Annotated in this window: 15 protein-coding genes; 5 read left to right on the forward strand and 10 right to left on the reverse strand. The window is 62.3% G+C overall.

Annotated features, from left to right (window positions below):
• Window positions 1-108: 108 nt before the first annotated feature.
• Together ACSEXW_RS04900 and ACSEXW_RS04905 are read left to right on the forward strand one after the other, a co-directional pair.
• Window positions 109-765 (forward strand): futalosine hydrolase, encoded by a 657-nt coding sequence (locus ACSEXW_RS04900; protein WP_438444983.1) that lies wholly within the window; start codon window positions 109-111, stop codon window positions 763-765.
• Window positions 762-1604: a 1,4-dihydroxy-6-naphtoate synthase gene (locus tag ACSEXW_RS04905; RefSeq protein WP_438444984.1), complete on the forward strand. Its 843-nt coding sequence runs from the start codon at window positions 762-764 to the stop codon at window positions 1602-1604. The genes ACSEXW_RS04900 and ACSEXW_RS04905 overlap by 4 nt, the downstream gene beginning before the upstream one ends.
• Before the next feature lie 76 nt (window positions 1605-1680).
• Here the strand turns inward: ACSEXW_RS04905 and ACSEXW_RS04910 are convergent, their stop codons facing one another.
• The 4 genes from ACSEXW_RS04910 to ACSEXW_RS04925 form a co-directional block, all read right to left on the reverse strand.
• The gene (locus ACSEXW_RS04910; RefSeq protein WP_438444985.1) at window positions 1681-2838 is read right to left on the reverse strand and encodes an aldo/keto reductase; all 1158 of its coding nucleotides are present in this window, start codon (window positions 2836-2838) and stop codon (window positions 1681-1683) included.
• A gap of 216 nt (window positions 2839-3054) precedes the next feature.
• A complete protein-coding gene (locus tag ACSEXW_RS04915) occupies window positions 3055-4947 on the reverse strand; it encodes a CotH kinase family protein (RefSeq protein ID WP_438444986.1) in 1893 nt (630 codons plus the stop codon).
• Between the two features lie 39 nt (window positions 4948-4986).
• On the reverse strand, window positions 4987-5685 hold the full coding sequence (locus tag ACSEXW_RS04920) for a DUF4956 domain-containing protein (RefSeq protein ID WP_438444987.1): 699 nt from the start codon (window positions 5683-5685) through the stop codon (window positions 4987-4989).
• 1 nt (window position 5686) lies between these two features.
• Window positions 5687-6400, reverse strand: coding sequence for a polyphosphate polymerase domain-containing protein (locus ACSEXW_RS04925; RefSeq protein ID WP_438444988.1), 714 nt, complete (start codon window positions 6398-6400; stop codon window positions 5687-5689).
• A gap of 186 nt (window positions 6401-6586) precedes the next feature.
• On the opposite strand from ACSEXW_RS04925, the gene ACSEXW_RS04930 reads away from it, so the two are divergent.
• Window positions 6587-7840 (forward strand): purple acid phosphatase family protein, encoded by a 1254-nt coding sequence (locus ACSEXW_RS04930; protein WP_438444989.1) that lies wholly within the window; start codon window positions 6587-6589, stop codon window positions 7838-7840.
• 65 nt (window positions 7841-7905) lie between these two features.
• Here ACSEXW_RS04930 and ACSEXW_RS04935 read toward each other — a convergent pair whose 3' ends face one another.
• Window positions 7906-8334 carry an Lrp/AsnC family transcriptional regulator gene (locus ACSEXW_RS04935; RefSeq protein WP_438444990.1) on the reverse strand — a complete coding sequence of 143 codons (429 nt, stop codon included), beginning with the start codon at window positions 8332-8334 and terminating at the stop codon, window positions 7906-7908.
• A 140-nt stretch (window positions 8335-8474) separates the two neighbouring features.
• Here ACSEXW_RS04935 and ACSEXW_RS04940 point away from each other — a divergent pair, with 140 nt between their 5' ends.
• On the forward strand, window positions 8475-9224 hold the full coding sequence (locus tag ACSEXW_RS04940; RefSeq protein ID WP_438444991.1) for an MBL fold metallo-hydrolase: 750 nt from the start codon (window positions 8475-8477) through the stop codon (window positions 9222-9224).
• A gap of 139 nt (window positions 9225-9363) precedes the next feature.
• Window positions 9364-10596 carry a peptidase T gene (gene pepT, locus ACSEXW_RS04945; RefSeq protein WP_438444992.1) on the forward strand — a complete coding sequence of 411 codons (1233 nt, stop codon included), beginning with the start codon at window positions 9364-9366 and terminating at the stop codon, window positions 10594-10596.
• Window positions 10597-10644: 48 nt separating this feature from the next.
• Here the strand turns inward: pepT and ACSEXW_RS04950 are convergent, their stop codons facing one another.
• From ACSEXW_RS04950 to ACSEXW_RS04970, 5 genes are all read right to left on the reverse strand, one after another.
• Complete coding sequence (locus ACSEXW_RS04950) at window positions 10645-16689, reverse strand: Ig-like domain-containing protein (RefSeq protein ID WP_438444993.1); 6045 nt, start codon at window positions 16687-16689, stop codon at window positions 10645-10647.
• Between the two features lie 602 nt (window positions 16690-17291).
• Window positions 17292-18170 (reverse strand): N-carbamoylputrescine amidase, encoded by an 879-nt coding sequence (gene aguB, locus ACSEXW_RS04955; protein ID WP_438444994.1) that lies wholly within the window; start codon window positions 18168-18170, stop codon window positions 17292-17294.
• A gap of 50 nt (window positions 18171-18220) precedes the next feature.
• Window positions 18221-19243 carry an agmatine deiminase family protein gene (locus ACSEXW_RS04960; protein ID WP_438444995.1) on the reverse strand — a complete coding sequence of 341 codons (1023 nt, stop codon included), beginning with the start codon at window positions 19241-19243 and terminating at the stop codon, window positions 18221-18223.
• A gap of 181 nt (window positions 19244-19424) precedes the next feature.
• Entirely contained in the window at window positions 19425-20918 is a 1494-nt protein-coding gene (locus ACSEXW_RS04965) for a polysaccharide deacetylase family protein (RefSeq protein WP_438444996.1), read from the reverse strand.
• Between the two features lie 3 nt (window positions 20919-20921).
• Window positions 20922-21668, reverse strand: a complete 747-nt coding sequence (locus tag ACSEXW_RS04970; protein WP_438444997.1) for a hypothetical protein — start codon at window positions 21666-21668, stop codon at window positions 20922-20924.
• Between the last annotated feature and the right edge of the window lie 222 nt (window positions 21669-21890).

Raw genomic sequence — 21890 nt, forward strand, 5'->3', positions numbered from 1 at the left:
GCAAGCCTGGGGGATAGAACCGGGCTGTTTTTTTTTGAAAAACCGGGGGGATCGGCGTATAGTAAGTTACGAATCGTTGTACGGGCTGACGGATGCGGAGGAGATCGGATGGGGGACACCAGCAAGAGGATCTTGATCATGACGGCGGTGGAGGCCGAGCGGGAAGCCGTGCTGCGCGGACTGGCCGGTGACCCGCGCTTCGAGGTGCGGCTGGCCGGGGTCGGCCCGGCGCTGGCCGGCGCCAGAACCGCAGCGGCACTGGCCGGCGGCGGCTGGTCGCTCGTGATCAGCGCCGGCATCGGCGGCGGCTTCCCGGGGCGGGCGGCGGTGGGCTCCCTGGTGGTGGCCGACCGGATCATTGCCGCCGACCTGGGCGTGGAGACCGCCGACGGCTTCAGCACCGTGGACGAGCTGGGCTTCGGCAGCTCCACGGTGGAGGCGGACGTCGGCTTGGCCGGGCGCTGGACGGGAGCGCTTGCAGCGGCGGGCTTGCCCGCGGTGCAGGGACCGGTGCTCACCGTGTCCACCGCCACCGGCACCTCCGCCACCGCCGAGGCGCGGACCCAGCGGGTGCCCGGGGCGGCCGCCGAGGGCATGGAGGGCTTCGGCGTCGCCGCAGCGGCCGCGGACCGGGGCATCCCGGTGTTGGAGATCCGTGCGATCTCCAACGCCGTCGGCCCCCGGGACCGGGCCGCCTGGCGCATCGGCGAAGCCCTGGGCAGGCTGGAGGCGGCCTGCTCCATTCTATTGGAGGTGCTGGCATGAAGATTGCGTTCTCTCCGTGTCCGAACGACACGTTTATTTTTCACGCTTGGGTGCATGGACTGGTTCCGGGTTCACCCGTCCCGGAGGTCACGTATGCAGACATCGACGTGACCAATACATTAGCGGCCGTCGGCCAAGGACCGGACGTGGTGAAGATCTCGTACGCCGCGCTGCCCTGGGTGCTGGACGAGTACGCGCTCCTGCCCTGCGGCGGTGCGCTGGGCCGGGGCTGCGGCCCCCTGGTGCTGACAGCGGACGAGGCCGTCCGCACCCAAGGGCCGGCTGCGTTGGCCGGCCGCCGCGTGGCCGTCCCCAGCGAACGCAGCACGGCGTACCTGCTGTTCCGGCTGTGGGCGGCCCAGAACATCCCGGGGGGCGTCGGCGAGATCGTCATCCTGCCGTTCCATGAGATCATGCCGGCCGTACGGGATGGCCGGGTCGACGCGGGACTCGTCATCCATGAAGCCCGCTTCACCTACCACACCTTCGGCCTGACTCTCGTGGCCGACATGGGCAGCTGGTGGGAAGCGGACACCGGGCTGCCGATCCCGCTCGGGGCCATCGTGGCTCGCCGCGGCATGGACCTGAAGGCGCTGGCCGGCTGGATCCGCTCCTCCGTCGAATATGCCTGGGCCCACCCGGAGGCCTCCCGCGAGTATGTGCTGTGCCACTCGCAGGAGCTGGCGCCGGAGGTGGTCCAAGCCCATATCGACCTGTATGTCAACGCGTTCTCGGCCGACCTCGGCGGGGACGGGCTGGCGGCCGTCCGAGCCCTTCTGGAACGTGCCGCCCGGGAGGGACTGGTTCCTCCCGTGGATATGGACCGGCTTCTCGGATAACGGAAGCCGAACAGACGAAGAGAGACGGATCCCGAGGATCCGTCTCTCTTCGTGCTGCTCCGGTACGGCAGCTCCCTTAGCCGAGAACTTCCGCCGCCAAACGAAGCTCCTGCGGAATGGCGATATGCTGCGGGCAGTGCTCCTCGCAGGTTCCACACTCTACGCAGCTCGATGCCCGTGCATCGGCCGGAATCTTGGTGTCGTAGACTTTCTTCAAGCCGTTACGCTGGTTGTCGTTGGACAAAAAATAATACTCGTTATAGAACTTGAAGTTGGCCGGGATGTCTACCCCAACCGGGCAGGGCATGCAGTACTCGCAGCCGGTGCAGCTCACCTTGGTCCAGCGGAACACGTCCCGGGCTTGCGCGACGACGTCCAGCTCCTTCGCCGTCATGGATCCGGCGGCCGCTTCGGCGGCGGTGCGCATATTCTCTTCCACCTGTTCCATGGTGCCCATCCCGCTTAAGGTCACATGAGCCTCCGGGTGGTTCCAGACCCAGCGCAGCGCCCACTCGGCAGGCGTCCTCCGCTGGGAGGCTCCTTCGAAGGCCTTCCTTACGCCCTCCGGCAGATCGTTCACAAGCCGGCCGCCCCGGAGCGGCTCCATGATGGAGATGCCCAGGCCCCTGGCCGCAGCGTACTCCATGCCTTCCTTGCCCGCCTGGAAATACTCATCCAGGTAGTTGTATTGGATCTGGCAGAAGCTCCAGTCGTAGGCGTCCACAATCTCCTTGAAGACCGGCAGGTCATCGTGGAAGGAGAAGCCCGCGTAACGGATCCGTCCGTCCTTCAGAGCCGAGTCCAGGAATTTCCCGATGCCCAATGATACAAGCTTGCTCCAGGTTCCCGCGTTCAAGGCGTGCACCAGGTAGAAATCGATCCGGTCCGTCTCCAGGCGTTGCAGCTGCTCGTTCAACAGCCGGTCCATGTCCTCTCGGGTCTCCACCAGCCAGCTGGGCAGCTTGGTCGCCAGGAACACCTTCTCCCGGTACCCATCCCGCAGGGCACGGCCTACGAACGGCTCGCTGAAGCCGGCCTTGCCGAAGCCTTCTCCGTGATACGGGTACGCCGTATCCACATAATTGACCCCGGAGTCGATAGCGTGGCGAAGCATCGGAATCGCCTTGGCATCGTCGATCTGGCTGGCAACGCCGCCGACAACCGGCAGGCGCATACAGCCGAAGCCCAGCACGGATACGGATTCCCCTGTCTTCCCGAATGTTCTGTATTGCATGAAAGTCCCCTCCTGGAGCAATGTAGTGTGAAAATAATCACATATGTATGCGAGCCGATAGTAAAGAGTCAGGAGTTTGACTTCCTGTTCCCAGCCCGTATACAATCCCTCTCCATCATACACCCGTCCCAGACCCGGAAGTCAATAAACCTCCTAAAAAAACTAAGCTCCTCTACACGGCAAAAAGAGAGTGGCCTATGCCCCTCTCCCTGCCTGTTACCAGGTCTTGCGCTTGTAGAAACGGATGACGGCCGCCGCGATCAAGAGCGCTCCGACAGAGACGCCGGCAGCAGCAGCCTGGGTCATGGCGCCGGCCTCGTTGACGGCGGGCTCCCCGGCGGTCTTGCCGGAGCTGCCCAGCGGGCCCTGCCCCTTGGGGCTGGCGCCGCCGCCGGGTCCGCCGGGGAAGCCTCCACCGCCCATCCGGCCGCCTCCGCCCTGGAAGCCGCCGTCCGGGGGCTGCTGCCCGTTCGGCCCGCCGTTGCCGAACGCCATCATGTCCGGCGGCGCTCCCGCACCGTCCGGCCCCATGGGCATTTGCCCCTGCAACTGGCCCTGGGCTTGTCCTTGGCCTTGTTGGCCTCCCGGCCCCATGGGCATCTGCCCCTGCGCCTGGCCCTGCTGGCCTCCCGGCATCATGCCCTTCTGGCCCTGCCGGTTCGTCCGCTGCCCGTTGGGAGCCGCCTGCTGTCCCTGCTGCGCCAGGCCCTGCTGCCCTTGCCCCGCTTGGCCTTGGGCATTGCCGCCGCTGCGGACCCGCTGGCCGGCTTGGCCGCCGCCCATACCCGGCATGCCGCCTCCCCTGCCGAAGCCTCCACCGCTGCCCTGCCCGTTATTCGTGGACGGGCTGGAGCCGTCCAACTGCTTGGTCAGGTTCTGGACCTGGGTGGAGACGAAAGACTTCAAGGAGTCCAAGCCCGTCTTGTATTGGTCCATCGTTACGAACTTCGTCGGATCCTTCTCCACGGAATCTGCAATCAAGGCATCCAGCTGCTGGATCCGCGCTTGGAAGCGGGCATCCGACAGGTAGCCGGTCAGCATGCTCCGGACGATATCATGATAAGCCGTCTTGTAGGCCTCCACCGACAGCAGCTTCGCCACCAGCGGTCGGTCCGCCACCACGCCTTGGGTCGGCTCGTCGAGATAGACGGTGCCTGAGCCGCCGCCGCCCATGCCGCCGAAGGCCATGTTGTAATCCCACGGCAGGATGGAGAAGACCCCCTGCTGCTCATACAGATAATAATTGTGCTTCAACTGCCCTAGATAGCTGTCCATGTTGACCGTCACCGCGTTCAGCGCGATGAATTTCAACGCTTCCTCTACGTCCAGCACCTTCTTGTAATCCGCTCCGTTGTTCAGCTCGTCCATGAACGCGAGGAACGCCTGCTCGTCGGTCTTGCCGGACTTCAGGTCCAGCCCCGTATACGCTGCGACGGAATCCAGCCGGTTCAGCTCGCTGCCGGTCCCACCGTTCGCCTTATACAGCGCTCCCTTGGAGTTCCCGAATTGCCGCTCCAGATAGCTGTCCCCGATCTGCTCCACCGCCAGGTAAAGGCCGTACCGCTGATCGTTGACGTAGACGTTGACGAAGGAGTACTTCGGCGTAGGCAGGCCCATGGATTCCGCCAGCTCGTAAGCCAGGAACTCCCGCATGAACGTGACGTCGCTGTAGCCGTTGTTCAGATTAATTTTTTCCACCCCGTACAGCTCCTGGCCCGGCACGTACTCGTCGAAGGAGAGCTTGAAGCTGAAGCGGTCGGAGTTGGAGCTGACCACACTCCGCAGGGTCAGATTTCCCTTGGCCCGGATGGCCACATTATCGAGCTGCTGCCCGTTATAGTTCACGGAAGCCGACTTATAGGCTTCTTCGGATGCGGTGTCCAGGAGACTCTGGAACTCCGCCGGATCAAGAGTGATCTTCACATCCACGACCTTGTCCTTGGGGAACACCTTCTCGTCCAGCAGCCTGCCGCTCACGTCCCCCACCGGATTGACGGTGACCGCTCCATTTTTGCCGGCAGCCGGCACAGACGCCGTTCCTGCGGAGCAGCCCGCAAGGCCCAGAGCCATAACGAGGCCCCAGACCCAAGCTGCAGCTCTGATCTTCATCCTATCCCCTCCATTCGGTCCCCGCCTTGCGGGAGCTCATTAGGATACGTAATCGCCGCTGTAGCTGATCAGCACGGCATTGCGCACGCCTTGAAGCGCCGAGAGCTTGTTGACGAAGGAGCCTTCCTTCTCATTCAGCCGGACCTCCAGCGTCATCTCGATGTTGCCCTCGGTGATGGTCTTCTGCTTCACGTTGTAACGCTTCACGGCTTGGCCGACCTGGCCGTAGACCGATTTTTCGGACTCGTCGCTATCGCAGTTCACCACCAGCAGGTAGGGGGTTTCGTAGGAGGAACGCTTGATGAAGAAGAACAGGATCAGTCCGATGACCACCGAGCTGATGACCGCCAGGGAGTAGAAGCCGGCTCCGGTGACGATGCCTGCCGCCGCGGCCCAGAACAGGAAGATCAGGTCCGTCGGATCCTTGATCGGGGTCCGGAAACGGACGATGGACAGCGCGCCGACCATGCCGAGGGATAGCACCAGGTTGGAATTCACCGCAATGATGACCATGGCCGTCACCATCGTCATGCCGATCAGCGACACGTTGAAGCTCTTCGAGTAGAGCACGCCGCTGAAGACCCGCTTATAGAGAATGTAGATGAAGAACCCGATCAGAAAAGCGATGCTGAGCGACAGCGTCATCTTGGCCAGATTCAAGCTCGAGGAGAAGTTCTCGATGACCGAATTTTTGATCAGATCCGTAAAGCTGGTGTTGGCCGTTGTTGAAGTATCCATTCTAATAATCCTCCCAGGTGTTGGTTTTGAGATATTTGCGGCAGATGACGTACTTGGAGGCGGATTGCCGGATCAGCCCCTCCAGTTGGAGGCCGGACCGGATGGCGCCCGGCAGGTACTCGTCGTACTTCACTTCGAGGATGGTCATGTTGTCGTCGATGGCTCGTACCGGCGCAAGCCCCGGCTGGAAAATATCCGTCGCATGCAATCCCGTCCGAAGCTCCTTGTCGAAGGTGATCCTCACATTGCCGTACCGGCTGACGTAAGGCTCGCGCACATAGTCCACGATGACCTTGGGCCGGAGCAGACTCCCCTTCATCTCCCGGTAGAGCTCCATCAGGAAGGGCTTGCCGGGCACGTTCAGCACCTCGTAATCCCCCGCCATAATGGCGTCGTACATGGGCCGGGTCAGAGGCTCCTTCACCTTGGCGATGAAGTCGTTCTTCTTGATCTTCTTCTCGAAGTGGATCACCTTGTCGCTGCCGTTGTAGATGCGGATCCGGTACTTGATCCGGTCCTGCACTCCTCCGAGCTTCTCGGTCAATGCCTTGTTGTACATATCGTCAAAGTATAAGCTCCGGATATGGTACTCTCCCTCCGGCCCCGCATGCTCATCGGGCTGCATCAGGCCCCTCAGGCGCTGACGGATAATGAAGGACTGCTGCGGATTAATGAAAAATTTCAGTTCATGCCGGAATTTCAAGGCCTGTTCCATCTGGCTGGCACCTCCTGTTTCGGCGGCTGGTCTCTATGCTCTGTATTCTATCGGCCCTTCCTTAACCCACCCTTAGGGGAACCTGAGAGTCAACTGAATGTTTACAATGGCTTAACAATTGAACCTGCGAATCGTGTACAATGGGCTTGATTCAAGAAGGATTCCATTCCAAGGAGGCGAAGCCCCATGATATCGTTCCAAAATAAGCGCGGCCGCCTCTCCGCCGCCCTCTTGCTGCTGGCCGCCTGCTGCGCCTGCTCCCAGTCGGGAGGAAATACGCCCTCCAGCGCCGCCGCTCCCAAATCCATCGTCACCACCTTCTCCGGACCGGCGGGAACCAGCCGGGCCTTCGCGTGGTACACGGAGGATCCGAAGGCGGCCGGCGTGCTGGAGCTGGCGCAGGGAGACCAGCCTTCGGCGCTGGATGGCGCAGGCGTGGTCCAGATTACGGCCTCGAACGAACCCGTTGAGACGGAAAAAGGCCGCCGTCAGGCAGCCCACAAAGCCGTCGCCACCGGCCTTACACCGGGGCAAACGTATATATATCGCGTCGGAACCCCGGGAGACAAGACCGTCTGGAGCGAGCCGGCCGTATTCACCACGGAAGGGGCGTCCGAGGCTCAGACCGTCACCTTCCTGAACGTGACCGATTCCCAGGGGGAGACGGAAGCCGACTTCGCCCAATGGAGCCGGACGCTGGACAAGGCCTTCTCCCTGTTCCCGGATGCCCGCTTCATCGTGCATAACGGGGATCTGACCGAGAACCCGGAGGATGAGACCGCCTGGGACGCCTTCTTCCGATTGCCCCAGAAGTGGCTCACCCGGATTCCGCTGATGCCGGTGACGGGCAACCATGACGAGATCGACGGTATCGCGGACCGGTATCTCTCCCACTTCAGCCTGCCGGCCAACGGAGCCAAGGGGCCTCTGCCCGGCACCTCCTATTCCTTCGATTACGGACCGGTTCATGTGGCGGTGCTGAACACGGAGGGCAGCTTCAAGAAGCAGGCGGACTGGCTGCGGCAGGACCTGTCGGCCACGAACAAGCCTTGGAAGCTCGTCGCCATCCACCGCGGGGCTTACGGGGGCAGCGAATACGACAAGGCCCAGGATTGGGCGCCCCTCTTCGATGAATTCCAGGTAGACCTGGTGCTTCAGGGACATAACCACGAATATTCCCGGTCCTATCCGCTTCGAGGCGGACAGGTGACCAGCACGGACAAGTCGAGCTACAGCGGCCGGACCGGCACCGTCTATACCGTGGTGAACACCTCCGGAACCAAGTTCAATGACAAGAAGGAGGACCTGATCTACCATGCCGTCCACTTCCAGAACAAGAAACAAATGTTCGCGGGCATCACGGTCACGGGGAATACCCTGACCTTCCAGGCCTATGACGCGGACGGGAAGCTGTGGGACCGGTTCGTGCTGCAGCATTAAACGCCAAAGGGGGAGCCCAGGGATTCAGCAGGCCGTGCCTGCTTGTCCCGGGGCTCCCCCTCGTCTTACTTGACCCTGCCGATGGATTGGCTGACCCTGTAGTTGCCGTAAGGCAGCAGCTCATCCAGGAAGTCGGCCAGCTCTTCCTGCGTACCTGTCCTAACCCGCATCCAGTAGCAGCCCTCCCCGCTGACGCGGTGGACCTCCTCGACGGCAGGATGCTCCTTCGCGAAGGACTGGAACGCCGCATGACGCGTGCCGGAATTCATAAATACGGTGACCAGGGCATGGACCGCTAAGCCCACCTTCTCCGGGCTCCACTTGACGGTGAAGCCCTCGAGGATGCCCAGATCCTCCAGCTTGCGGATACGGGCGCCCACTGCCTGCCCGGTCAGATGGACCTCCTGGCCGATTTCCTTGTGAGTCCGCGAGGCATCCTCCCGAAGGCATTCGAGAATCCGGCGGTCCAGTTCATCCCATTCGGGCTGCGCCATCGTAAGCTGCACTCCTTTCATTCTGAAACGAAACGGTTCGCATTCCTTTCACCCGCTTATTCACGAGACCCACCGGATTCCGGTATCCTTAAATGGCAGGGCGTCCTCGGGGCGCCAACAGCCCTTAAGGAGGAATCCGCATGAAGCTACGTCTGATCCGCCACGCCACACTATGGCTCGAATACGGAGGGAACCGGTTCCTGGTGGACCCCATGCTCAGTGACCCGGGAGCCAATCCGCCTATCCCCCGCACCGCCAACCCCAGGAACAATCCTCTGGTGCCCCTGCCGGTGCCGCCGGAGGAGCTAGCTGCTCCCGACGCCGTGCTGGTCACCCACCTGCACCAGGATCATTGGGACCGCGCCGCGGCGGCGGCCATCGGGAAGGAGGTGCCGGTATTCACCCAGCCGGGCTCGGAGCAGCCCCTCCGGGAAGCGGGCTTCCGCACCGTGCTTCCGTTGGAGCAGGCGGCGCTGTTCCGGGGCGTCACCCTGACGCGCACTTCCGGCCGCCATGGAACAGGCGACATCGGGGCCGCCATGGGCCCGGTCTCCGGCTTCGTGCTACAGGCACCCGGCGAGCCGGTGCTCTATATCGCCGGCGATACCATCTGGTGCGGCGAGGTGGCGTCCGCGCTGGACACCTTCCGGCCGGCACTCACCGTCGTGAATGCGGGCGGGGCCCGGTTCCTGGAGGGGGACCCCATCACCATGGACGGCGCCGGCATCGCGGAGCTGTGCCGCTACGCCCCTTATACCCGGGTGGCCGCCGTCCATCTCGAAGCCATCAACCACTGTCACGAGACCCGTTCCCAGCTTCGGGACGTCCTCGCTCACCACGCCTTGGCGGACCGCGTAGCGGTGCCCCAGGACGGCGAATGGTTCGACTGACCGGCTCTTCCGGGGGCCGGAGGCATTTTCCTAACTTTACCACAGGGCTTGTGTTCGGGCCAGCCGGAGGTTTTTTCATTCCCGCGGCAATCATGGTAGAATGGGGAAAAACAAACCTCCGGGAGCTGAACCCTATCTTATGAAACAGGAACTCATCGAACGCTTCGTCTCCTATGCCAAGGTGGAGACTCAATCCAGTTATGACAGCGACACCTGCCCTTCCACGCCCGGCCAATGGAACCTGGCCCGCCAGCTGGTGGAGGAGCTGAAGGAACTCGGCATGCAGGAGGTGACCCTGGACGAGAACGGCTATGTCATGGCCACCCTGCCTTCCAACGTGGAGCACGAGGTACCGGTCATCGGCTTCCTCGCCCACATGGATACCGCTACGGACCTGACCGGGACCAACGTCAATCCACAGATCATCGAGAACTTCGACGGCCAGGACATCGTCTTGAACGAGCAGCTGGGCGTGAAGCTGTCGGCGGAGGTGTTCCCGGAGCTGCCCTCCTACAAGGGACACACCCTGATCACCACTGACGGCACCACCCTGCTGGGCGCCGACGACAAGGCCGGCATCGCCGAGATCATGACCGCCATGGCACACTTGATCCGGCATCCGGAGATCCCACACGGCAGGATCCGCGTAGCATTTACGCCGGACGAGGAGATCGGCCGGGGCGCCCACAAGTTCGATGTGCAGGCCTTCGGCGCGCAGTACGCCTACACCATCGACGGGGGCACCCAGGGGGAGCTGGAGTACGAGAGCTTCAACGCCGCCCGCGCCTACGTTACCTTCAAGGGCAAGAGTGTACACCCGGGCTACGCCAAGGACAAGATGGTCAACGCCAACAAGATGGCCATGGCCTGGCTTAGCGGTCTGCCCGCCGCAGAAGCGCCCGAGCATACGGAAGGCTACGAGGGCTTCTTCCACCTGGTCTCCATTAACGGCAACGTAGAGGAGACCACCATCCACCTGCTGATCCGCGACCATAACCGGGAGCTCTTCCTGGCCCGCAAGGCGCTGGTGGAGAAGCTGACGGCCGAATGCCGGGCCCGCTACGGCGAGGCCAACGTCGTTCTGGACCTGAAGGACCAATACTACAACATGCGCGAGAAAATCGAGCCGGTCCGCCACATCGTCGACATCGCCTACGAGGCGATGAAGCACTTGGGCGTGGAGCCCATCGTCAAGCCCATCCGGGGCGGCACCGACGGCTCGCAGCTGTCCTATATGGGGCTGCCGACGCCGAATATATTTACCGGCGGCATGAATTACCACGGCCGCTACGAGTATATCTCCGTGGACCACATGGTCAAGGCCGCCCAGGTGATCGTCGAGATCGCCAAGCGCTACGCCGCTCACTCATGACAAGAAGCCGCCCTCTCGCGAGGGCGGCTTCTTGTGTATGGCGTGTTCTCAATCCAAGTGGCTGAACCACCATTCCTCCAGATCGTTGATCCGGGTGGACTCATGGTTGCGGGAGGCCTCTTCGATGTGGCCGAAGGCCCAATGGCTCTTCGGAGCGTCCGGCCAGGACGGCGCGAAGCCTCCGGTCAGAATGCCGCGGTTCACGGCACGGTTGATCATCGTCACCGCCTCCGCACGGGTCAGCTCCCGGTCCGGGTGGAACAAGCCGTTCTCTCCCGTGACCATGCCCATCTCGGTCAGAAGGGCGATCTTGGGCTCCGCCCAATGCCCCGACACGTCCCGGAACGGTGCCGCCGCTTGCGCCTTGGCCTCGTTACGGCCCAGGAAGCGGATCATGACCGCCGCCATCTCCGCCCGGCTGATGGGCTTGTCCGGCATGAAGGTGCCGTCCTCGTAGCCCTGCATGATGCTGTAGAGGCGGGCGGTCTCCACATAGCCTGCGGCCCAGTGGGTCAGCGGAAGATCCTTGTAGGCCATCTTCGCCGGCTTGGTCTGTCCGCCCTCGATGGTCAACCGGGCCAGCATCGTGGCGATCTCCGCCCGGCTGATGCTCTGCTCCGGCTTGAACAGGCCGTCCGGATAACCGTTGATATACTTCTTATGGATCGATTCGTTCTGAATCTCTACGGTAAATACCGGGTACCCGGCATGCTGGATCACCACTCTGCGTCCGGCCGGGATCAGGCTTGCCAGCTGCAGGCGGATCGTATTCCCCGCCCCGTTCAGCTCCGCCTTCACCACCTCTGCCGGACGTCCGCCCACGGTCACCGTGAAGTCCTTGGCATACACGGAGCCGATGGCGCCGCTCAGTACAACCTCCAGCTGATTCCGGGGCTCCAGAATCTTGGCGCTTACGACGGTAATCTTCGGAAGCTCGGGCGCAGGTGCCGGAGCTGCTGCAACCGGATCCACCACCCGGAACAGCGTAAAGGTACTGAAGTGGGTCACCGCAAACTTGATGCCGACCGGCTGCCCGTTCTCATACACGATGGTTCCCGGCAGGTCACCCGGATGAGAGCCCCCAGCCACCCGCGTCGTTCCGTCGGAGTGCTGGATGAAGACCCGGAGCGAATTCACGTACGCCAGCTGCTGGACCGGATCCGACGGCAGCGTCATGTTGGTGAAGGGCAGCGTCAGCTCGGTGCTGTAGCCCGTGTAGTTGGTTTCGATCATCTTGGGCTCGCCCAGGGGCAGCACCTGCTTACCGGCTGCAGACGCTTGTACGCCGCTATTGGCCTTCGTCTCTTGGAAAATCCCGTCCGTTGCCCCCGTATCCCGGATAGGAACGACGCGGAAGAACAGGTCGCTTCCGCTATCCTGCATGCCGGCCACCGAGGCGGCCGGCAGGTTGATGCGGGCCAGCGGAGTCTTGATCTCGACTCCGGTGGAAGGGCTGACCTTGCTCAAGGAACCGATCGGAATCTCCACGGCCAGCTCATCCGCCCGATTGGCATTCTGCGGCTGATCGGTGAACGTAAAGGACATCTGGTTGTTCGAAACCCCGGTGATCAAAGTGTCCATAGCCGTTGTAGAAACGATCAGCTTATCGATCAGATTGCCGTTGGACAAGGTCGTACGGGTGATCGTCGCCGGAACGGTGCTGCCGCCCATGTCGATGGTGCCGTCACTGCGTCCGGTGGTGGCCTTGGCCTCCAGGACGATCCGGCTCTTCACGATCAGCAGGAAGGTACGGTCCATATGGCGTCCGTTCTTGGAGACCGTGGCCGTCAATATGACGCTGACATCCTTGTCTCCGCGGGTCACCACCGCCTTGTACTCATCCGGGTATTCCGGCTCCGGGTCCGGGAGGATGGAGATAACATCCGGATTGCTGGACCTCCAGCCTACGACGGTTTCCTTGGCTCCGTCCTTGACCAGGAAGACGGGAAGGGTCACGCTCTCCCAGATATCTCTCACCGTATCCGTAACTGAATATCGGACTTGAACCAGCTTCAGCGCCTCCAGCAAATCCTGGTCCACGGACCGGATCGTCAGCTCGTCCGATGTAAGGTCCGCGGAGCGGTTCCCTGCCGCGTCCTCGGCAAGCGCCGTCACCGGATAGGTTCCCGGTGCCAGCTCATTCGGGAGGGTCAAGGTCCAGGACGCTTGGCTCCGGAGCAGCTCCGGCTCCGCCCCATAGACGGTTCCGCCAACCTCCACCGTCAGCTTGTCCCCCTCCGCCGTACCCCGAATCACCGGCGTGGTATCGTTGGTGCTCTGCCTCTCGACTGTCGGAACGGCCGGTGCCGTCGTGTCGATCACGAAGGTTCCTGCCGTTGCATTATTACCCACTCCGTCCGAAACAGCCAGCGTATATACGCCGTCTGCCTGATCCGGCGCGTTGTATGTCGGGGAACCGTTCACATAGGTCCCGAAGGACTGGGCTCCGTCCGCATTCGGGACGGCGTCCAGCAGCCGGATCACGTACTCGCCGGTGTCCGCGCCATATACGCTGTAATGCACACTCGGCACCAAGGTGCCTCCACCCGGTCCCGTCAGCGTCAGGATCAGATTCGGCTGCGCCGTGAGCGTCAGGACCGGATGCCCGTGCTTCGTAATCCGGTCCTCCTGGGAGCGGCCGGTATCGGTCTCGGGCGTCATATGAAGCGGCCCGAGCGTCATGCTGGTGATGATGGTCAGCTCATCGGTGGTGCTGTCCACCGAGGTATTGCCTGCCGCATCGGTCAGCGCGGCCGTTACGCTCCAGGTGCCGTCGGCCAAAGCCTCCGTCACCTGGAGCGTCCAGTCCGTACCGCTGCGGATCAGGCCAGTGCCCGTTCCGTAAGTCGCCCCGTTCACCGTCACCTGAAGGGTTCCCGGCTCAGCGGTCCCCGCGAGGACCGGCCTCGGGTTGTTGGTCGTCTGGCTGGTGACCGTAGGTGCAGCAGGAGCGGTCGTATCGATCCGGAAGGTTCCGATGGTCTTGCTCTGGTTCCAGGTATCGCGGACCTTGACGGTATAGAGACCATCTGCCGTACTCTCCGGGTTGCCGATCGGCGTGCCTTGATCATAGGTTCCGAAGGGCTCCGTTCCCCCTGCGTTCGGTTGGGCATCCACCAGGGTTACGGTGTAAGAGCCGCTTCCGGAATCCACGTTATAATGCGAATGCTCGGTCAAGGCGCTCCCGTCCGGACCCTCCAGCAGCACGATCAGCCCCGCCTGTCCCGGGAATACCAGTACCGGGTGCCCGTTCTTCGTCAGCTCGTCGGACTGGGAATCTCCCGTGTCGGTCTCATCGGTCATATCCAGCTCCCCTGCGGTAATGCCGGGGAGAATGATCAGCTCATTGCTGGTGGAATCCGTCGCCGTATTCCCGATGCTGTCCGTCAGCGTGGCCGTCACCGAGTACGTGCCTGCGGCAAGCGCATGGGCCTCCGGCACGGTCAGGGTCCAGCCGCTTCCGGAGCGTATCAAGCTGATCCCCACGGGATAAGTCACTCCGCCGACCTCAACCGTAAGGGTATCCCCCGCTGGGGCGGTGCCGGTAATCTCCGGTGTCGGGTCCCCGGTGGTCTGGCCATTCACCGTCGGAGCCGTTGGGCCCAGCTTCACCACCGCACTGTCGGTGGCTGTGGCGGAAGAGGTGTTCTCGTCGGAGACCGCAGCGCTCACCGTAATGGTCGCTCCGTCCGGAGGCGCCGGGAAGGATGCCGTTAAGGTGCCTGCGGCGATCAGATCCGCATCCAGGATGATGGTGGTAACCGTCGTCCCGTCGCTCACCGTCACGGTATGGCCGGGCTGCAAGCCGCCCGGAAGCGTCACCTTGACGTCTACCTGACCCGTCAGCTCCGCCTTGGCGATATAGCCATCATTATTCGCATCCTCCGTAATCTCCACCGTCGGGGCCGGAGGCGGCGGGTTCAAGGAGGCGGTGAACGCCGCCCGGTCCTCCGCCATGTTGCCGGCCTCATCCGACGTCACGGCCGTGACCGTATTGGCGCCGATTCGCCAATCGGCAGCGGGGGTGTGGCTCCAGCTACCAGAGCCGTCCGCCGTAACCGTCACCAGGACGGTGCCGTTCAGGTTTAGGAGCACCTCCGCGTTCGGCTCCGTCGTCCCGGTCAGGGGAGCCCGGAGCGCCACGGTGCTCCCTTCCAGGGGGCTGGCGATGTCCACACGGGTGGACGTCTTGGTCCGAAGGAAGGCGTAGGCCTTCTGCGCGGCATCATGGACGGCCGTCACCGTGACCCGGTACGACTGCAGATTCTGCAGCAGGTTCGCCGGTACCGGGACGTTCCATTTTCCCCCGGTCACCGTCACGTTCGATGCGCTGTAGAGCTCGTTCTGTCCGGCAGCGTCCGTGACCTTCACGTTCACCAGGCTGTCTGTGGAGCGTCCCTTCAAGACGGGCTCCAGGGTCGTGACGTAGGTGTACTCCGGCGCGGCCGGATCCGAGCTGTTCTCGATGCTGACCGAATACGCGTCGACCCCGTAGTTCACGGTAGCCTCCCGAGTATTGGAGCTTTCGTCCCGGATCAGGGCCTTCAAGGCGTGGAAGCTGCTGCTGTCGGCATTCCGGGTCAGCGGCTTGTCAATCTCCATGGTCCATTGGCCGCTTCCATTCGCCGTCGTCTCTCCGTACAGGACGTTGTCCACGTACAGCTCCACCTTCTGCCCCGCGTTGGTCGTGCCGGTTACCGTCGGTGTGGCCACCGTCGAGCGGGTGCCGTTCGCAGGAGCGGTAATGCCGACGCTGTTCGCCACATAGGTGATTCTCTGGGTGGCGACGACCGTAGTGTTCAGCTGGTCCACTGCCTCCACCTGATAGACGTAGCCCGTCTGCAGATTCGTATAAGTGAGCGTGCCGCTGGTCCAAGCGCCCGGATTGTTGCCCGTTACGTTGATGCCGGTCTTGCTGGCCACCTGCGTCTTGGTCACCGGGTTGGAGCCGGTCAGCTTGTAGACGTACAGATTCACGCCCCGCTGGCCGGTATCTGAACGGTCATGGGTTCCTGCGAAGCTGGTCGGAAAGCTGAAGGTGCTGTATTCCGACTTCCCGTTGGAAGGAGGGGTGATGGTCACTTTGGCCGCACCCACATCGATCCGCTGCGACACGGAGGCCTTGCTGCCGTACTCGTTGGTCACCGTCGCCTTCAGCATGTAAGAGCCGGTCGGCAGGGCGGACCAGCCGGTTGCCGTCCACGCGTGGTTGGCGACCGTTGCCGGATATGTGCCGATCAAGCTGTCCGTGGCGCTGGAGGTAATCGAGAGCGACACGGCGCTGCCGTCCGCCGCATTGGCGGTGGTGCCGGCAACCGTGGCCGGAGATGTCGTGTAGCTGCCGGCCAAGTTGGTGAAGGCGATCGTCGGCTTGTAGAGCGCGAAAGGTGCTGCCAACGCATAAGCGCCTGCAGCGTTCATGCCGTCTTTGTTAATGACCGACAGGTTGGCGGCCTTCGAGGAGGCGAAGCGGAATTGGAGCACCGAATCCGCCGTCAGGGAGCTGTCGATCTCAGTCAGCCGGCTGATGGGGACCTGGATATCCAGGTAATACCCTCCGCTGCCGTCGTCCGTGACACGAGTGCCGGGTACCGCGTTGCCGTTGGCGTTGGTCTTGTTGATGTAATGTACCACGGACCCGTCCGCATTCGCGGTGTAGATATAGTCCTCGTGGGGGGATTTGCCATTTAAGCCGATGGTGGCTTTATGGACCCCGTTCTGGAGCACGTGAACCATCCACACCGAGGACAGGAAGCCCCCTTTTACGTCGCTGGGGTCTCCCAACAGGCGCATACGGAAGAACAGATGGGTTCCATTCCCCCCTACGTAATAGGAAGGCGAGCTCCCCGCCCCCTTCATGGCCCCACTCATAAAATCCACGTCATCCGGGCTGATGCCCGGCTCATTGGCCGGGTCATACGCATACGTCCCGGAAGCATCCTCATACGGAATGAATGCGGGCCAAGCCTGCTCCGCATCGTTATAGGCTGCAATCGGAGCGGCCGCCTCGGTTACGGTTACATGAGCCAAAACGGGCGCCGCCAGCAGCAGCGCGGCCATCATAACGGAGATGGACCGGCGTAACATCCTCATCTAAGAAGTCCCCCTTACCCTATCGCGGGACGGCTGCAATGCCGACCCTTGTAATAGGATAAGAGTACCATGATTGCCAGATTAGAATGATTAAAATATGATTCAAATGGACCTAAAATTTGACTATATTCAACTCGGTTAGACATTATTCGACATTTTCGCTTGTTGTGGTCGTCGTCGCCATGCTTCCAACGCAGGGTCCGAGACACAGCCCCGGCTCGCCCGCCTACGATTAAGGCTTCCAGACGCCTTATCTCCTTCGCTCCCCCGTCTCGCTCCCACTTGCGGCTTCCAGACGCCTTAAGTTGGAGCCGAGACCCCACTTCGGCTCGCCCGCCTACGATTAAGGCTTCCAGACGCCTTATCTCCTCCACGCCCCCGTCTCGCTCCCACTTGCGGCTTCCAGACGCCTTAAGTTGGGACCGAGACACAGCCCCGGCTCGCCCGCCTACGATTAAGGCTTCCAGACGCCTTATCTCCTCCACGCCCCCGTCTCGCTCCCACTTGCGGCTTCCAGACGCCTTATCTCCGCCGCCCCCCCTGATCTGCGCAAAAAAAAGCTGCCGGATCCCATCCGGCAGCTTTCGGCTTCATACTCAGCGTTATTTCACGGGCGTCGACCCGTCATAGGTGGCGATGATCTTGTACAGATCCGGCCGGCGGTCGCGGAAGACGCCCCATTCCAGGCGGCCGGTCTCCAACTGGTCCAGATCGAACTCGGCGACCAGCACCGTCTCCTCGGTACGCCCCGCTTCCGCCACCTTCTGCCCTTGGGGGCCGGCGATGAAGGAGGAGCCGTAGAAGGTGATCTTGAAATCCTCGTCCGCTTCGACGCCAATCCGGTTCGACGCGATGACCGGCATCAGGTTGGCGGCCGCATGGCCCAGCATGCAGGTCTGCCAATGGTCCTTGGAGTCGATGGTGCTGTCCTGAGGCTCCGAGCCGATGGCCGTCGGATAGAACAGCAGCTCCGCGCCCATCAGCGCCATGCAGCGGGCCGCTTCCGGGTACCACTGGTCCCAGCAGACGCCCACGCCGATCTTGGCATAGCGGGTATTCCACACCTGGAAGCCCGTATCCCCGGGGTTAAAATAAAACTTCTCCTCATACCCCGGACCGTCCGGAATATGGCTCTTGCGGTAGTGGCCCAGCACCGTGCCGTCGGCATCGATGACCGCCAGGGAGTTGTAGCGGGCGTAGTTCTTTTTCTCATAGAAGCTGATCGGCAGGACAACCGCCAATTCCTTGGCCACCGCCTTGAAATGGTTCACCGCCTTGTTGGCTTCAAGCTCCGTGGCGTAGCGGTAGTAGTCCGACTTCTCCTTCTGGCAGAAGTACGGGGTCTCGAACAGCTCCTGCAGCAGAATGATCTGCGCACCTTGAGCCGCCGCCTCGCGCACCAGCTTCTCCGCCTTGCGGATGTTCTCGTCGATGTCCCAGGAGCAGCTCATCTGGGTGGCTGCGACTTTGACCTTTCTCATGGGGGTCCCTCCTTGCGAGTAATGGTGATGATGCTATCGGCACAGAAGCCTTACGGCATCTGCTGAGTGGTACAATGCACGTTGCCGCCTTCGCGGATGATGGCCATGCCGTCTACGGTGCGGATCACCCGGTCCTGGAAGGCCTTGCCCAAATCTTCGACCGCCATCCGGTCGGTCTCCTCGGCCTCGCCGCCGAATACCGGCAGCACGATTCCGCCGTTTACGAAGTAGAAGTTCAGATAGCTCAGCGTCAGCCGCTTGCCCTCGTGCTCGCGCCGCGGGGGCTGCTGGATCGCAATGATCTCCAGCGGGCGTCCCTTCGCGTCCCGGGCCTCGCCCAGAATGCGGAGATTCTCCTGCGTTATCTCATAATTCTCATCCGCCGGATCGCTGCACACCTGCAGGATTACCTTGCCCGGAGCCGCGAAGCAGGCGATATTGTCCACATGTCCGTCGGTCTCGTCTCCGCTTAAGCCACGCTTCAGCCAGATGATCTTGTCCACGGACAGGTAGCCGTTCAGAACCTCTTCGATGCGCTCCCGGGTCCACTCGGGGTTCCGGTTCCGGTTCAGGAGACATTCCTCGGTGGTAATCAGCGTGCCTTCCCCATCCACATGGATCGACCCGCCCTCCATCACGACCGGAGCGTCGAAGCGGCGTACGCCGAAGTGCTCCAGAATCTGCGGGGCCACCTGGTCGTCCAGATCCCAAGGCGAATACTTGCCGCCCCAGGCGTTGAAGCGCCAATTGATGCCGGCCCGTTCCCCCTGCTCGTTGACCACGAAGGTCGGTCCGTTGTCCCGAAGCCAGGCGTCGTTATGCTCGATGGGCAGACACTCAATGCGCGCCTCCCCTGCAAAAACCTCCCGGACCTTCTCCAGATCCTCCGGGTTCACCACAACCGTAACGGGCTCGAATTCGGCGATGGCCCGAATGGTGGCGGCATAGCCGCCGCAGACACTCTCATAATCATCCGGATAGCACATAGAATCCTGGATCGGCCAGGAGATCAGCGTGCGGGCGTGGGGCGCCCACTCCGGAGGCATCTTGTAGGTTAATTCTCTAGGTTTCATCTATTCATCCCTCTTTGGGTTCATAATCGGCGCTTGCGTTCCGGAGTGTCCGGTTGAACGCACAATTTTCATCATATAATAAAACCGCCTGCGCTACAATCCGAGAGTTATTCCCTGTCCGACGCACGCTGAAAAGGAAAAAATAAAAACAAGCCCCCAAAACGGAGGCTTGTTCCGAATACTATTGGAAAACAGTGAATTTCAGGCCCAGCTCCTGAAGATAACGGATGATATCGGGAAGCGCTTCGACCGTCTGCTTGTCCTCGTGAAGCACATAGACACCGCCGGACGGGTCTACCTGATGGAAGTACCGGAGGATGTCCGCCGCGCTCTTGGCGTTCCAATCCTCCGCATCCCGGTTCCACAGGAGCAGCTTCAGCTTCAGCCCTTGGGCGGTCTCGGTGACGGAGGCGTCCAACGCCCCATAGGGCGGACGGAACAAGGAAACCGGCTGCCCCGTCAGCTCCTCCAGCAAGCGGTTCGTCCGCTCCAGATTCTCCTTCCGCTCCGTGGCGGATAGAGCGGTCAGCTTGCTGTGGTCCCAGGAATGGTTGCCCACGGGCATGCCTTTGCTGCTGGTGTAGGTCACCGCATCGGGATAGTGCTCGGCGTTCTTGCCGACGAATAGAAAAGAAGCGGCCGCCTGGCCTTCGACCAGAAGGTCGACGATCTTCTTCGTATAGACGGAGGGGCCGTCGTCGAAGGATAAGGCCACGTAGCCCTTATCCACCCGGTAGAAGCTCTTGTCGCCGGTGATCTCGATCAGCTCGGCATGCTCGGCGGTGCGGACCTTCTCCGTCCGTCCGGCTGCGGCCAGAATCGTCTGCGGGCCCGCCGAGAAGCGCGGACCGGCAGCCGAAGCCGCACCGCTCGCAGCCGGAGACGGCACCGCGGCGCCGGCATCGGTGGTCGTCGCACCGGGTTCGGCCGCTGCCGGCGATGCCGGCGGGCTGCTGCCGGCGGCTTCGCCCGGCCCTGCGGCCGGTGCGGCACGGCTTGCGGTCAGCCCGGCATCGCCGACCGTACGGGCGGCCTCCCCGGCTGCGTCCGCCGCCGTGGGCAACGCCTGCTCCCGTCCCGCGGCCAGCATGATCGGTCCGCCGCCGGCTTCGACGCTGTCCGTGAACAGCCGCCCCTCCGGCCGGAAAACGAAGAGCGCTGCCAGCAGCGCCACCACCGCGTAGCGCAGCATCCAAGGCTTCCGCCGCCTCCACAATTGGGGTTTGCGGCGGTCGTATAGGCGCCACCGCCACAGCTTGCGCTTCTTAGGCGCCTCCGGAAGCTTCACCTCGTGCGCCCGGAGGCCGGTCCACGTTGCCGGACGGTCCGGCTTAGAGGCTGCCGCCTCCTGGATGAGCTGCTCCAGACGATCCCCGAAATCACTCGGGCATGCGAAATAATGCAGCTCCCGACGCTCCCCGGTCCAGCGGTGCATCGTTCCGAACGTCCTCTCCCGGAATGGGTCCCACCCCATATAGGGGGAGAGGCGAACCCGAGCGCCGCTCTTCGGCTGAAGCGCCTCCAGCTCTTTATAATAGATCGGGTGGATGTCCATCAAGCATCGGATGGTCTCCCCGTCCAGGTCCACGCCCACCTCCAGGCGGCAGGCCTCCGGAAGCAGGGTGACGGACAAGAGCTCCACCATCCGGGACCGGACATGGTGATCTTGCGGCATGATCTACAGCTCCCCGCTTCCTTCCGGATGATTGGAGCGCGGCTTGGCGCCCTTCTCGAAGGGAGCCGTCATCCGGCTGGTGAAGTCGTTGATCATCCGGTCCAGATAAGCCTTCTCCTGGCGCTGGGATTCGACCTTCGAATTCAGATGGCCGTTCTCGATCTCCAGCTTGGCGATCCGCTCCTCCAGCTCATTGCGCTTGGCCGCATGCTCCGCCACCGTATCGTTATGCTTCTGCAGAAGGGTGCGGTACTTGGTGCCCTCCATATCGAGCATGCCCTTCAATCCCTCGATTTCAGCGGACATGGCCCGTTGAAGCTCCCGGTAATCCTCCAGCACCTGGTCCACCTTCAGGTTCTTCCCGGCCAGCCGCTGTTCCAGGTCGGCGATGCTCTGATCCCGCTCTCCCACCATCTGGTCCAGATTCCGGATGTCCCGGTTCAGGCGGTCAATATGTCCCCCGGCCTGATGCAGCCGGTCCTGAAGCTCGGAGATCTTCTGCTCCGCCAGCAGCTTCGCTTGAATGATCTGCTCCGCCGCTCCCAGGAGATCCAGGGACAGCTTGTCCATCCTTCCCGAAGGTGCGGCCGAAGGCGCCGCCGGCCTGGCGGGCTGCTCCTCCACCTGCTCTTCTACCGCTTGCGCCGCCTGAGAGGCATGCACCGGCTTCTCCGGAGCGGCAGCCCCTGACGCCGGTACCGCTCTGTCCGTCCCATCCTGCTCTTTCCGTTTGAAAAAAGGAGCCAGCATCCCATCCACCCCGTCCAAAAAAAGTCGCAAATTGTCGTATAGGTCTATCTCATTATAGAATAATTATCCAGTTGGGTAGTGGGGCTTCCTAACTACTTTTCACAAATAGACCTTTAGTCCTATACGCATCCCTCCCGGCCCGACAGATCATGGCCGGTGAAGCCACGGCCAAGAAGCCCTCTCCGTCATAAGGAAGGGCTTCTCTGCTGGCCGTGCGGACGA

Source organism: Oryzibacillus soli (genome assembly GCF_051594765.1).
GTDB lineage: Bacteria > Bacillota > Bacilli > Paenibacillales > NBRC-103111 > Paenibacillus_AR.